We start from the raw sequence: 14,847 nt of genomic DNA on the forward strand, positions 1-14,847 counted from the left end.
AGAGAGCATTTGAAAACTAATATCTTCAGATGCCTTTTTGTGAAATTCATCCCCAACCTTAAAGAGGTCGGAGTATTCTTTCACTATTAAGATAAAAATTTAATCCGCATTACTCACTTGCGGATTAATCCATCGGAAATATTGTATTCATCATATTTTTGAGCAATTTTGTCAACGGTTCCATCCTTAAACATATCATCCAAAGTCTTTTGAACCTTGTCTCTCAGTTCAGTGTTGTCTTTCTTAAATCCGACACCATACTTTTCATGAGATACCGGCTCATCAATGATTTTAAAGCCTTTGTCTGAATACTTTCCGCTGACATGATAATTTGCCATTCCAACATCAATAATTAATGCATCACAGGCACCGGATTCCAAATCCATAAATCCAGTATTATAGTCTTTTATTTCAGTCAGTTTTGCGAAAGTGTCCTTAAAACTTTTATTTTGCTCATCAAGTGATTGCAATGCAGAACTTCCTTCTTGAATTTCTACATTTTTACCTTTCAAATCGTCAGGAGAATTTATTCCGGAACTATTTTTTACGACAATTACCTGAGAATTGTTAAAGTAGGCATCAGACCAGGCATAATCGGATTCTCTGCCGTCAATGGTAAATTCACTCCAAAGACAATCGAATTCGCCGGAGTTTATTTCCACTTGTTTGCTGTTCCAGTCAATTATTGGCTGAGGTACAAAGGTCCAGTTGTTCCTTTTTGCCACTTCCTGTGCCAGTTCTAAATCAAAACCAGTATAGCTGCCGTTATCATCCTTATAAGTGAATGGGGGAAATTCAGGATTAAACCCGACTACAAAATTAGATTCGTTATTTGTACTGTCGGATGAACTGGTAAAAATATCAAACATCCCCTCAGCACTCACGCTGCCAATCATCAACGAGGCAGCAAATATCACTGTTAAAATAATCAATATCCTTTTCATAATACTCACAAAAAAACATTAATGTTAATTAATATTATTAAAAGTATAGAATAAATAGTTATCATTAACTGAAAGTTCAAAACCTAAATTTTATAATATATCAGAATTATAAGTGAAACGACTATCACCCCGGTTGCAATCAAACCGGATTCCGGTCCAAAAATACCTCCCTCAATCATATTTTGACCAGCTTGGCTGAATTTCAATAATGAAGGTGTTGGAGTGCCGCTTACGCTAAATCCGAATATTATCCCTTGTGAAAAATTCCATGCTGTGTGAGCGCTGCCGCAAATCCAGATATTGTCAAATCTCAAAAACATTACTGCAAATACTGTTCCAACCAAAAAAATATTAATTATAGACAGTATGTCTAATCCTAAATTGAAACAATGAGGAAGGATAAAAATAATGTTGGCAGCCAATATTGCAGTCAATATGCCATGCCTTTTAGAAAAATAGGTCAATGTCCAGCCCCTAGTGTAAATCTCCTCACCGAAAGATTGAATAGTGAAAGCTACTAAAAACGGAAGAGCATAAATTGCCTGTGAAAAATCAAAGCCACTGAAAGTGAATTGTCCCAATGCAAGGCCTATTATCACAACAGCCAGAAACATTGAAAAACCGATTAATGCTCCTTTTAAAGTTGAAGATATTGCATTACCTTTAGAAAATCCGATACTTCTCCAGCTGCGCTTTTCTATTTTAGTTGCATATATGTATATTCCTACCGGAACGACAGCAAATGAAAACAAAGAGATTAAGAAATTATCAATATTACCCAAACAATAACCTGCAATAGCTACAACAAGTATCATGAAAAAGTATAATATTAAAAACAAAACAATGTAAATTCCTATTTCCTTAGCCAAGGATATATTTTCAACATTCTCACGAGCTTCTTTTAACGTTACCGATTTGGCTGCAAATTTTTCAATAGCCTCAAACATGTTTAACCACCTGTTAATCGCTGTTCATACTTTATGGCAACTAGTATTTATTTTTTTATTAACACAAAAATTAGGAAAAACGTGAAAAATGACCCCGTTGGAAAAAGAGATTAAAAACAGGGCCATCAGTCACATTGGAATTTTGTCATACTTTAGCTTTTATTTGAAAAATCTTTTTTTGCAAAAAAGTATTACAAATAAAAAGGCATATGTCCCACCCGCCTGCCCTAAACATTCAAATATTTCCAATTATTTGAAAATACACATTGTTTCATCCTTGTTCATGTCATGATAGAATTCCGCTTTGTCCTCATCAAAATCTATGACCTGCACCATGTCATAAATCTCATCATCCAAATTAGGATTGATATCCATCAGCACATTTGAATAATCATAAATCATATCCCTGTTAAACTCTATTTTTTTATCGTTTTCAAACAGTGCCCCATAGTATATTTCCGCTTCCACCAGATCCTGGAACATATGGCTTCCGAAAGACAGCTCAGGCATATAGCCGACTTCACTATATGATTCCTCAAGAATTGCAGAGAAGTGACTGATGTCTGCAAAGACAACTGGAATGCCCAGCTCAGGCGAAGATGTACCTATTCTTCCGGGAACTATCAAAATGGCTGTTCGATCATTGCTTTTGCAGTATGCATTTACCTCACTGATAATCCGTGAAAGTGAACTTTTTTGAGCGTAAGGATATTCATAATACTTATGGGGATCGACATAGCAGATTGTGTCGATTTTGTTTTTGCGTGACATCCCCATTGAGGATTCCTTAATATGGAAGAAAACATTTTTGTCCTCAGGCATTTCAATAGCTTCATTGTTTGTTGAAACCTGAAGCGGACGGCACTGAAGCAGATTTATGTTAAATGAACCATCCTCACCGACATTTACAGTATATTCAATATCTACAGGATAGTCATATGCGGTTTCCAGAGTGCTTAAGATTTCCTTCATCACTCCAATGAACTCGGAATTTTTAACAAGCCCCTCACAGTTGACAAAGACTATTTCACGGCGTTGGCCACGTTCACGAAGCATTCTTTCAGCTTCACGGTCATGCTCCACCAAAACCCTTTTGGAATATCTTGGAATTACATCCAATCCTTCATCAACAGGAATATCGTGAAGGCTGATTTCATTGAAGTCAATGACATCCAAATAATGTTGGGAATATCTGTGCTTTTCCTTGATATCCTTCATAAGAGTCACTTCAGGCTTATCAAGATTGATGATTCTTGGATAATCCTTTTTTGTTCTGTCCACTGCCTTTGTACCAAGACCCATTACAAGTCTAAGCATTCCCTTACTGTTGTCCATGTCTGGAAGGGGAGAATATGGACTGTATGAAAATCCAACGCCTGCAGCAGTAGGGAAGAGATAATCTCCATAATATGAACCGGAAACCCTTTGAACCAGAAGAGCCATCTGCTCGTCCACATCATCCAGACCGTTCAATTTCCTGTATTCCAAAGCGGAAACATTCATTGTACTTGAATATACCACTTTCACCGCATCTTCAAATGCTGCCAGACGCTCTTCAAGAGACCCTCTGTTTACGCAAAAGACAGATTCGTATTTTCCTGCAAACGCATTGCCGTATCCGTCCTCAAGAAAACTGCTTGAACGGACAATAATCGGATTTTGACCGAAATAATCCAATATCTTTATGAACTCCTTTTTGATTTCATCCGAGAAAGTACCGTTTTTAAGACCATCTTCCAGCTTTTTGCCATATTCATAATAGCCTTCTTCGGTTCTCTGATTTACCCTGAGGTCCCACAAGTCATTTGAAACAATATAAGTGTAAAACAAATCAGAACCTATATAGAACGAGTCGTCAGGTTCAAAGACATTGTTGTAGAGTTCCGGACAGTTCTTTTCAATTATCTTTCTTGCAAGAAGCATTCCGCAGGATTTACCTCCTACAGATCCGCTGCCTACACGACGGTCATAGATTGTAGTGTAATCCTCAAAGGTGAAATATTCCTTAATTTTGGAAAGCATCTTCTCGTCCTTGGTCATCATGAGCTCGCAGATCTTGTCGCACTCGTCATCGATGTTTTCTCCATCACCATGTTTCCTTCTAACCTGAAGCATGTATCGCTCCCAGCTGTCTAGAATCTGTCCGTTTTGGTATTTATCAGAATCATTGACTGTCTTGTAGTATTTGCTTACTTCATGACCGTCTTGAAGAACCTTGACGGAACCTGTTTGGGGATTGAACTTGTGTCCCAGAAACATGGTCTGGGAATATCTGTTCCATACCTTCAGAGGCGATACATAGACTTCATCGGGAGAATTTGAGTATACATTCAAAAACAGCTGTGTGGTCTCACGAATTTTGGCTATGGCATCATAGGAATGTCTTCCACGAATAATTGGGAAGTATGCTACAGTATCGAGCTGGAATAAGAATGGACAGGTAACCTTAAAGAAGTTGCCCATCATCAAATCTGTTGACCAGACCGCCTGAAGGTCGCTTAAACAGTCAAAGACATAGAATGCATCGAATCCTTCAAGTTCTATGATTCTGTGGACTTCCAGAGTGAATGTTTCAAATTGGTTGTATGGATTCACCTGATATATCTTGATTCCATCACGTTCAATCATAGAAAACTCTTTGTCAGGATTATTCTGTTCTATTTCAAGCAATTCAAAGTCCTCATCAGTCATTTCTATCAAAGGAGGGTGATTAGCAAAACGGATATATATCAAGTTTCGACCGTCTTCCTTTGCCTGCCGTATATAGGGATTGACGAAGTAGGAAAATTCATTTAAATTTGTAACGTTCCAAACTACATTATCCCCTAAACGAATATTATCCAAAGCAGTGTCAAGCCCCGGAATTCCAGATTTTATTCTATCAAATGCCGCCATAACAATATCTCCCAAATTTTAATATTAAAAGACTAATTTCTCACCATAGGCACTCCAGTCAGTTGTGAAGCTTCCATTGTCAATGCCACAAGGTCTTGACGTTCAAGCTTTTCAATATCAGTATTTCCAGCCTGTTGGGTCAGGGAAGTTACTTCCTGAGTCATTGCGTCAATGTAATTTGCAACCTGCTGACCTTTTCTTATTGGATCAAGTCTTCTTCTAAGCATTCTTTCCTGTGTTGCAATTCCTTTCGGACAGATTCCTTCAGAACAGCTTTGACAAACCTTACATCCAATGGAAATCAATGCGGAAGTAGCTATATATACTGCATCTGCACCTAATGCTATTGCTTTTGCCACATCAGCTCCGGATCTGATACCTCCTGCAGCAACAAGACTTACCTCGCTTCTCAAGTTAATGTCCTTTAAGGCATCATCGGCTTTTACGATTGCTTCTATGGTAGGAATACCTGCATGCTCTGTAACCACTTCAGGTCCAGCACCGGTTCCTCCCTGCATACCGTCGACTACAATAATGTCTGCACCTGCCTTTGCTGCAATTTTTACATCCTGTTCGACTCTTCCTGCTGCGAATTTTACAATGATTGGTACTTTCCAGTCTGTTATCTCCCTTAACTGGTCGATTTTCATACCCAAATCCTCAGGCCCTACAATATCCATATGTCTTGCCGGACTCAATGCAGATGTTCCTTCAGGAATATTACGGACCCTTGCAACTTCTGCAGTTACTTTATGGGCAAGCAAATGTCCACCCATACCTGATTTTGCGCCCTGACCTATTTTAATTTCGACAGCTTCGGCATTGTTTAAATAGCTGGCTGAAACACCGAAACGGCCTGAAGCGTATTGGGCAATCAGCTTGTCTGCGAAATGTCTTTCTTCAGGAAGCATTCCACCTTCACCTGTGTTGGCAATTGAGCCTGCCTTGCTGCTTCCTATAGCCAATGCTATTTTTGCTTCCTTACTCAATGCACCAAAAGACATTGCCCCGATCATAATGGGAGTTGCTATTTCAATCGGATTTTCAGCAAATCTGTCTCCAAGCACAATTGAAGTCTTACAAGGTTCCCTGTATGAATCTATTGGAGGTCTTGACACCTGTGCCGGCAATATGCTCAAGTCATCAAATGTCGGGATTTTTCTGGTCAGTCCACAGCCCCGTACCTTATATGAACCTGACTGGCTTTTACGCTTAATTTCAACCATTGTTGAATTTGACCAGACTCCCCTTCCTTCATCTGCAAGAGGCCTGACATAAATTGCGTGTGTTGGGCACATCTCTTCACATATTTTACATCCCACACAGTTTTCCTGGCGAATCGGAAGAGGTTCGTCATTGATTACTTCATATACATCATGAGGACAATTTGAGTAACAGCTGTAACAGTTTTTACATGCAGACTGTTTAGGGTTATCACACAGATACCAGCAGCAGCCTGGCCTATCATTATTCTGTTTGCATATTTCTATCTTACGCTCTACAGTGAATGACATTTAATTTACCCCCTCTTTCAAATATTTCAATGGCTTAAATACAGGACAGACAGAATATTTTGTTCCCCCTGATTTAACAACCTCATCAATCGCATTTGTTATTTTTGCATATGGCTTCCAAGCCAGATCATCTTTTTTATCAACAATCAGAGCATCAGTCACGATTTTATTAGACAACAAGTAATCCAAGAGAGTTGTAACAATGGAACCGTCCTGGCCCTGAGTGTGCTTGATTGATTTGACTGACAATACCTTTATAAAATCGCCAATCGGTTTTGAGTTGTCGTTTCTCAAGTCCTCATGTATGAATGTTCTTGGACAGACTCTGAAGCATGCATGGCAATCCTCTGGACATTCTCCTCTTTTTCGAGGTTTTGTATCATCAATTGTTATCAAATCCTCCGGACAGGCATATTCGCATGCTCCGCACAGAACGCATGCCCCCACGTCAATGACATTATATTTCAAGTCCATGAAGTTGGATTCGGTATTTTCCTTATTGATTGAATTGTCTGATTTTTCCCTTTGATACAAAACGGGACGAGCCAGAAATTCTCTTCTTTCAATGTTTTCCAGATTTTTGGCTATTTTACCTTCTGCAAGTTTATTGAGAAATTTGAATTGTGATTCTGTAAGATCCCTTGCCTTGATGAATTCCTGTTTTATTGCTCCGTCAACTATCTCTTCACCTTTTTTGGTTCTGATTATCAATGTTGACCAGCCATCTTCAGAGCCTATGGACCCTACTGAAATGTCGGAGGTCTCTGATGTCAGTTCAACACAGATATTACAGTTTTTTCTGATTATTCTTTTGGCTACAGAGAGAGGTATCTTTACTGTTTGTTTAGTCTTCAACAGTAAGAATACAAATCCCTTTTCAATCTGGAATTTTTCAACATCCTCCATTTTCAAGTCGTATTCACTCAAGAGATTTACGAAGTACTTGTATGAAAAATTTTCCATACAGAATAAGCCCAGTTTAACATCAATAGGGCTGTCGGTATAATATTGCAGTTTAGATGCTGCCATAATTTCACATGGTGTTCCAACCATAGCTATCCTACGTTTGCTCATTTTTTTAGCTCCTATTGCATATTAACAATTTTTTTAAAGTTTGTATAATCAATGTCGGTCAGTTCAAAACCATATTCTTCCAAAATTTCTTTCAGCTCTTTTTGATCTTTAAGAGTGGTTTTTTCCATAACCGCATTTTTTCCTAAGCTTTTAACATTTCCAAGAACGTATATGGTTCCTCTCATAATTGATTCGCCGACATCGTCGGTTACATCACCAAGTATTATGAGTTTGCCACCCATCATTAAAAGTCCGGTCATATATCCGCTGTTTCCGCCGATTATAACGGTTCCGCCTTTCATGATTTCACCTGTTCTTGAACCTGTGCTTCCCTTTACTATTACTGTTCCACCATAGATTCCCTGTCCTGCACCGTCTCCGGCAGTACCTTCGATGATGAGTTCGCCTTTTGTCATGTTGTCTCCGGCAAACCATCCTGCATTTCCGGTGATGTGTATCTTTGGTCCGTTGACCATTGTTCCAACGAAATATCCTGCAGAACCATTGATTTCAATGGATACATCTTCGCTCAAACCTGCGCAGATGTTGTGTCTTGATTCGGGATTGTCAATAATGAGCTTTTCATGAAATGCAGCCTGCTGCTTTATAGTACGATTCAATTCCTTTTCATCCATATCCTTTGCATCAATAACATATTCTTTCATAGAAAAACCCCTCGTTAAATGGTGTAGGACCTGGTTTCGCCAGGAGCGATTTGTTCAATCTGATCGGAATCTATGACATCATGCAATGCCATTTCTTCTGAAGCTATGGCAAAAATTTCATCAGTTTCAGCCATTACCCCCGGTCTGAGACCTAATTTATCCTTTGCAATTCCAATACCGTTAGGTGTTCCCACCAAGATTGAAAACGGACCGTCCAAATCAATCACGGCCTGGTCTAAAGCTTCTTCCAACTTATATCCCTGATTAAGCTTGTCTGCCATGTAATGGACAATGCACTCGGTATCGTTGAATGATTCAAAAGTATGTCCTTTTCTTTCTAAAGGATCTCTTATTTTCCAGTAGTTGGTGATTTGACCATTGTGCACAACAGTAATGTCCGGTATGATGTAGCTTTGATATGGGTGTGCATGATAGCGGTCAACGCCACTTTCTGTTGCAAAACGTGTGTGGCCAATCCCATGAGTTCCCATTCTGCTTTGAACGTCAAAACGCTCAGCAATGTCTTTTACTTTTCCCACATCCTTTATCATTTCAAAGGAATGTGAACCGTTGATTACCCTTACGTTTTCCAGTTCGTCTATTTCCATGATACACGGTTGCAGACGGGAAAAATCATCCAATGCTATTTTACATTTGTATACGTCAGACCCACCTACAGACTCGATTAACTGCTCTTCATATATTGGGCTGAATTGAGTTAATAATGATTTTAAATTTTCCAGTGTTCCTTTTCTTCTGTTTACCTCGATATTTAATTGATAATAATTTTCAGTAAAATTTAAGCCACCGTAGATTGCATAACCTGCTGAATCGGGACCCCTATGTTGGAGTGATTCAAGCATTGATGTCAGTGCATCTCCTACAGCGTGAGTTTTTTTATCCTTGTATATTACACCTGCTATTCCACACATTCTTAAACCTCCTCTAAGATCGGCGAATACACATATTAAAATTAGTGAATAAACAACTTCCTAATCTACCATATGCCTTAAAAAAACAATCATGAATATTTTAATTTCATATGCCTCTCTCAATACTCATGATTTCAAAATTCCAATATGCCTTAAGTAACAATTCCAAAATTCCAAAAATTTATCCAAAAGACCAATAATTAAAACACCATCCTCCTAAAATTTAATTTGTGAGCGGTAAATTAAGAAAATCCTTAATTTGACCGCCAAATGATAAAAACTAAACGTTTAAATACTCATCCCGTTCATAATCGAATACTTGGATTCTGTATGCATCCCATTCAGCCCTTTTAATTGTATAGAACTGATTGAATACTTTTTCTCCAAGAGCGTTTTTGATTACTTCGTCTTCCTCTAATGAGTGATATGCTTCCCATAAGCTGGTAGGCAAGCTACTGATTCCTTTTTCGATGATTTCATCTTCGGAATATGCAAAGAGGTTCTCTTCAGTAGGTTCACCAGGGTCAATTTTATTGTCCATACCGTACAGACCAGCTTCAAGCAATACTGCGAATGCAAGGTAAGGGTTACATGATGGGTCAGCAGATCTGCATTCAATTCTTGTACCTAATCCTCTGGATGCTGGGATTCTTAATAAGGTTGACCTGTTTTTAAATCCGTAAGCTATGTAGCATGGTGCTTCATAACCAGGCACAAGACGTTTGTATGAGTTGACTGTCGGGGATAAGATTGATGATAAAGCCGGAGCATGTTCAAGTAATCCTCCGATGAAGTATAAAGCTTCCTGTGATATTTGAGTTTCAGTGTCAGGGTCATAGAAAATATTTTTTCCATCCTTAAAGAGACTCTGGTTACAGTGCATTCCACTACCGTTGATTCCTAAAAACGGTTTTGGCATGAAAGTTGCCTTAAAGCCTAGATTATTGACTAATGCTTTTACAGCTTCTTTGAATGTAATTACTGCATCTGCTGTTTTTAAAGCGTCTGCATATTTGAAGTCCACTTCATGCTGACCTGCTGCAACTTCGTGGTGGCTGACCTCCACATCGAAATCAAGCTTTTCCAAACCTAATACGATTTCTCTTCTGATGTCGGTACCCTGATCCAATGGTTCGACATCAAAGTATTCAGCTTCATCAGCAGGTATGTAATTTCCATTTTCATCTTCTTTTATAATGAAAAATTCAGGTTCAGGACCCATATTAAATTGATATCCTCTTTTTTCTGCTAATTGTAAGGATTTTTTAAGTACACCTCTTGGGTCTCCATCATATGGTTTTCCTTCTGTAGTGAAAATATCACAGATAAATCGACTGGTACCTTTTGATTCAGGCCTCCAAGGGATTGTTGAAAAGGTGTCGACATCAGGTTTTGCAAGAAGGTCACTGTCATTGATTGAAGCTAATCCTGCTACTGATGATCCGTCAAATAATAATCCGTCGTTTACAATGTCTTCAACATCGTCTGCCTTTTTAAGAGGCACTGCCATACTTTTAGGTAATCCGTGTATATCTGAAAACTGTAATTTCAAAAATTTTATATCGTTTGCGTCGATTGTCTTAATTATCTGGTCTAATTTTTTATCTTTTTCTGACATTTTCTCACATCTTTTTGAATAAATTACCACTTGGTTAATAAAATGGAAAGTGGAAAACCGTTTTGACTAAATGAATTTAATTAAATACACTATCGGAAGGAAACTTCCTTCCGACTAATACTATGTAATCTGCAATATATAAATGTTTTGAAAAAAATTCAAAATGTAAATTAAATCATACATATCTTTTGAAATGTATTCAAAAAAAGATAGATACATCAAAAATAGTTAAAATAAAGTAATAACTTAAAAAAAATAGCCTTGTCCAATCAACAAAGAAAAAAAAGAATAGATGAAATGAATTCATCTATTTGACTTTGACAGCTGTTTTTATAGTGTCCTTAAGGTAAGTCACTTTAACAGCATAGGTTTTGCCTTTCTTAAGCTTTTTGATAACGTTCTTGTTCAATTTCTTCTGTGCAATACCTTTAGCATTTGTTTTAACCTTGTAGGTTTTGCCCTTGAACTTGAAGGTTATCACTTTGCCTTTAACCAGTTTTCCGTTGACTTTAAGCTTTGCCTTTAAGGTAAATGAGTTTGCAGTCTTTTTGACATTCACTTTGCTTGCTGTCAAGACCGGCTTTACAGTAACCTTGTTAGTATAGGTTTTACCTTTGTACTTGGTTGTTATTGTGTATTTCTTAGGAACATCAACAATTTTAATTTTAGCTATTCCATTCTTGTCTGTTGTTACAGTAGTGCTTTTCTTGTTGATAGTAAATGTGACCTTCTCACCAATACCGACAGCATGACCGTTTCCGGTTACAACCTTAACTGAAAAATATTTTCCGCCGGAATAATCAACGGAAATGTCCTTGTTGTTGATGATTTTGGTATCATCCGCAACAGTATATGCTTTAATGGAACAAATGGACTCCTCTGAAGAAATATCAATCCACTTGCCATCTATTTTAGCCTTTGAAGTCCCATTTATATACTTCTGTCTTGAATTTATTAGAGCAGGAACCCAATTTGATTTAAAGTAAACATCAAATTTATCCCCCTGTTTAATTGGAACATATGAATCCAGTTTGATTGTATGGAAACCTGCAAACGGTGAAAGACCAGATTGAGAAAGTCTCAACACATCATTTACATAGATTTTGACAAGATATTCAACACCAGTTTCATTGAAATATGTTCCGACACCCGCAATCAAATCATCTGCCACTGCAACATAACTATTGATGGCTTCAGTTGAATTGACTATTTCAGATGCTTTACCTCCAATGTCATATTGGTAATTTTTATTATATTCAACAGTATTTTCAAGAATGAAAGCCATTGGCTTCATGCTTATGGCAAAAGTCTTGTCATAATATGAGATATAGTAATAACCCTTTTCTCCATAATCTGTTCCCCAACTGTTCTTGATTATCCATGCACCATCTCCTGGAGGAGTGATTAAAAAGTTACTTGCAGAATAGGAATCATCCCAACCAATCAATGAAACGGAATGGTCACCCACAAATGATTCGTTAATATATTGTGCAGAAGTTTTGACATTGAGATAGGGAGCGGACTGTGCAGCATGATAATTAACGGTCAAAGCACCATATTTTAAAATAGCCTTCTTTATTAAGTCAATGCCTGTTTCATTGCTGATGGTCGGCAGATAAACAACATCCTGGAAATGGACACTGCCATTTGCTGCAAATATTGGTGAAATTTTACCCAACTGGTCATAAACATCATATTCTGATGAAATAACTCCAAACCAGCTTAAAGCATAATGGACAGCTGAAAATACAGATGATCCTTCCAAAGTCTTGATTGTTCCATATTGTGAATATTGCAGTGAAAGGTCTCTGAGGTTACTTTCGGAAATGTCCATGTCAATGCCTAAAAATCTCAATATCGCTGATTCCATGGCCGCTGAAGTTCCAAATGCCCAGCATGATCCCATACGGCCCTGGTCTCTGACTGGTGTGGACCATCCCCAATCGCGCAAATCAAATTTGGAAGGGACCTTGGACACGTCAATGCTATTGTTCAATAGAGTCAATTTCATTCCGCTTGTATCGACGATTGACGCATATCTTGTTTTGTTTGTATTGTATGAATACTCACTGCTGTAGGTATTGTTTTTCAAAGTAGGGTCAGGCCAGTCAAACATTGTGTAGATATCATCTAAATCTCCGTACAGGTTGACATTGTCAGCAAAGTTACACTTATCAATGTCATAACCTGAATCGTAGCTATATATTGCACCGCCATATTGGGCAGAGTTGTTAATGAAACTGGACTCCCATATGTTTAATCCGGATGCATCACCATAGATTGCACCGGCGTAAGATCCTCTGTCGCCATCATATTGTGCATGATTTTGCTTGAAGCTTGAATTCGCTACAACAATAGTAACATATGAAACATATATTGCACCACCATCAAATAGTGCTGAATTATTGGTGAAATTACATCTGTTCACAGTAAGATTACCTTTAAGCTGAAGTATTGCACCTCCAAATCCTGAGTAACAATCTATGAAATTAGAATCAACAACAAAAACCGCACTTGAATTTTCTTCATTAGCATCGGCAAATATTGCACCAGCATTTCTCTTGGAAGTGACATTGACAAAGGTACAATCCACAATTTCCACCAATACCATTTCCTTTAGGGCAATTGCTCCAGCAGTGATTTGGGAATGCAAATTAATGAATTTTGAATTCCTAATTACTGTTTTTTTAAATCCTCTAACTGCAGTCGAATATTTGGAAGTGGTGTTTGCAAATGTCGAATTTGAAATATAGATTTCAACCCGATCATTTTCAGTATATATAAAACCCCAGTCCAATATTTTAGAGCTTGTCATGACCGCATCATTAAAAGTGGACTTTCCATCAACCAAATATATGGTTCCAAAATTGGCAGATGAGGAATCCTTAAATCTGTCAGAATTACTTGTATAATTTCCCCCAACAAAAATCACACCAGTACCTGCAGTGTTATTTATGAAATTAACATTATTGGTCGTTAAGCTACAATTACTATAAATAATCAGGGCGCTTCCCCGGTTAGAGTTTGCATTTATAAGGGTGAGATTGTTTATTGTCACATTCACCGCATTAATGCCGAATATTGCAGACTGATTTCCAGCATCTATCGTATGACCATTACCATTGATGATGAAATTATTCTTTTCGATATATATCGGTTCACTGGCATCGTCAGTACCGTTATTGAACTTATAATCATCCATTACGTCAAAAACACCAGATGAATTGGAAACGTCATTTTTCAAATCTGTGAATGTTTTTGGTTCTCCTGCAGAAGAAATATCTTCCTGCACATTTTTTAGAACTTGCGAATTATCCTCACCTGCAATATCGTAAGAAAAGTTGTCCGCCGCACAGACAGCCCCAGCCGACATTACTAGAAAAAGCATAATAATCGTTATTCTCAAAATCTTCATGATATCACTGAATTAACTTATATTTTTAATATTTATATAAAATTAACCTATCAATTTCATGAAATTTTAAAAAATATTCGTCATTGCAATATCTAATTGAACAAAACACGTGAGTTCCTACCTCATTAACTATTGAAAAAAAAAACATGAAAGGGAGGTTCAACACTCCCAATAATGCAAATAATGTGATTTCTAAAGACTTCATAGTTTAACATTTCCTTTTGAATTCTTATATTAATAATATAATACTAAGCAATAAGGAAATAAATAAACCTAAAATATCCAACTCATTATCAGATGAGAAAGTTATTGCATCATAATCTTTATCATCAGTAACATTATCACCATCTTCTTTTTCATCATCTAAGAGATTTTGATCTTGATTAATGCTTTTTGAAACAGATTCATGATTTTCTGATAATACATCAGGGACTTCAAAACTTGCTGAAGCTCCAGGACAGGCTGTCATAAAAGATTGTGAATCTTCTAGGCCTGACTCTTCTTGGGAATAATTATTCAAATCATCAGAATTATCATCTAACTCCTCATCAGAATCATTACCACAAATGTCTTCACAATCCTCTTCACTACCTGAATCACCAGATGACATGATATCAAGTGAAGATGCAGTTTTATATGCGATAAATGGTTTATGGGCGTAAGAAATCAATTTGTAGAATTTTATAGATGAATTTGTATAATTTCCATCCCAATCACCATCATCCCAGTCATCGTTCCAATCAAAATCATCATCCCAATCATCATAATCCTCATCATCTAAATCAGAATCATCCCAATCATCATAATCCTCATCATCTAAATCAGAATCATCCCAATCATCAT

General features: G+C 37.4%; 10 protein-coding genes. All 10 read right to left on the reverse strand.

Going from position 1 to position 14,847, the window contains the following annotated elements; translation table 11 throughout:
* Window positions 1-113: 113 nt before the first annotated feature.
* Complete coding sequence (locus tag QZN45_RS10205; RefSeq protein ID WP_292609454.1) at window positions 114-947, reverse strand: amino acid ABC transporter substrate-binding protein; 834 nt, start codon at window positions 945-947, stop codon at window positions 114-116.
* Between the two features lie 80 nt (window positions 948-1,027).
* Window positions 1,028-1,891: a CPBP family intramembrane glutamic endopeptidase gene (locus QZN45_RS10210; protein ID WP_292609452.1), complete on the reverse strand. Its 864-nt coding sequence runs from the start codon at window positions 1,889-1,891 to the stop codon at window positions 1,028-1,030.
* A 249-nt stretch (window positions 1,892-2,140) separates the two neighbouring features.
* Window positions 2,141-4,786, reverse strand: coding sequence for a PEP/pyruvate-binding domain-containing protein (locus QZN45_RS10215; RefSeq protein ID WP_292609450.1), 2,646 nt, complete (start codon window positions 4,784-4,786; stop codon window positions 2,141-2,143).
* Between the two features lie 32 nt (window positions 4,787-4,818).
* On the reverse strand, window positions 4,819-6,300 hold the full coding sequence (locus QZN45_RS10220) for a glutamate synthase-related protein (protein WP_296812767.1): 1,482 nt from the start codon (window positions 6,298-6,300) through the stop codon (window positions 4,819-4,821).
* Window positions 6,301-7,374, reverse strand: a complete 1,074-nt coding sequence (locus QZN45_RS10225; RefSeq protein WP_296812769.1) for a Coenzyme F420 hydrogenase/dehydrogenase, beta subunit C-terminal domain — start codon at window positions 7,372-7,374, stop codon at window positions 6,301-6,303. It lies immediately after the preceding gene.
* An 11-nt stretch (window positions 7,375-7,385) separates the two neighbouring features.
* Complete coding sequence (locus QZN45_RS10230; protein WP_292882418.1) at window positions 7,386-8,039, reverse strand: tributyrin esterase; 654 nt, start codon at window positions 8,037-8,039, stop codon at window positions 7,386-7,388.
* A 14-nt stretch (window positions 8,040-8,053) separates the two neighbouring features.
* Window positions 8,054-8,971 (reverse strand): glutamine amidotransferase, encoded by a 918-nt coding sequence (locus tag QZN45_RS10235; RefSeq protein ID WP_292609442.1) that lies wholly within the window; start codon window positions 8,969-8,971, stop codon window positions 8,054-8,056.
* Between the two features lie 280 nt (window positions 8,972-9,251).
* Entirely contained in the window at window positions 9,252-10,589 is a 1,338-nt protein-coding gene (gene glnA / locus QZN45_RS10240) for a type I glutamate--ammonia ligase (protein WP_292882423.1), read from the reverse strand.
* Window positions 10,590-10,896: 307 nt separating this feature from the next.
* On the reverse strand, window positions 10,897-14,004 hold the full coding sequence (locus QZN45_RS10245; RefSeq protein ID WP_296812770.1) for a C1 family peptidase: 3,108 nt from the start codon (window positions 14,002-14,004) through the stop codon (window positions 10,897-10,899).
* Between the two features lie 229 nt (window positions 14,005-14,233).
* Window positions 14,234-14,847 (reverse strand): hypothetical protein (locus QZN45_RS10250; RefSeq protein ID WP_296812771.1); only part of this gene is annotated, 614 nt, incomplete at its 5' end.

This window comes from uncultured Methanobrevibacter sp. (assembly GCF_900314695.1).
Lineage (GTDB): Archaea > Methanobacteriota > Methanobacteria > Methanobacteriales > Methanobacteriaceae > Methanocatella.

Excerpts from the sequence above, each read along its gene's own strand:
- QZN45_RS10210 (WP_292609452.1), bottom strand. The coding sequence starts at position 1,891 with ATGTTTGAGGCTATTGAAAAATTTGCAGCCAAATCGGTAACGTTAAAA.
- QZN45_RS10215 (WP_292609450.1), bottom strand. The coding sequence starts at position 4,786 with ATGGCGGCATTTGATAGAATAAAATCTGGAATTCCGGGGCTTGACACT.
- QZN45_RS10220 (WP_296812767.1), bottom strand. The coding sequence starts at position 6,300 with ATGTCATTCACTGTAGAGCGTAAGATAGAAATATGCAAACAGAATAAT.
- QZN45_RS10225 (WP_296812769.1), bottom strand. The coding sequence starts at position 7,374 with ATGAGCAAACGTAGGATAGCTATGGTTGGAACACCATGTGAAATTATG.
- QZN45_RS10230 (WP_292882418.1), bottom strand. The coding sequence starts at position 8,039 with ATGAAAGAATATGTTATTGATGCAAAGGATATGGATGAAAAGGAATTG.
- QZN45_RS10235 (WP_292609442.1), bottom strand. The coding sequence starts at position 8,971 with ATGTGTGGAATAGCAGGTGTAATATACAAGGATAAAAAAACTCACGCT.
- glnA (WP_292882423.1), bottom strand. The coding sequence starts at position 10,589 with ATGTCAGAAAAAGATAAAAAATTAGACCAGATAATTAAGACAATCGAC.
- QZN45_RS10245 (WP_296812770.1), bottom strand. The coding sequence starts at position 14,004 with ATGAAGATTTTGAGAATAACGATTATTATGCTTTTTCTAGTAATGTCG.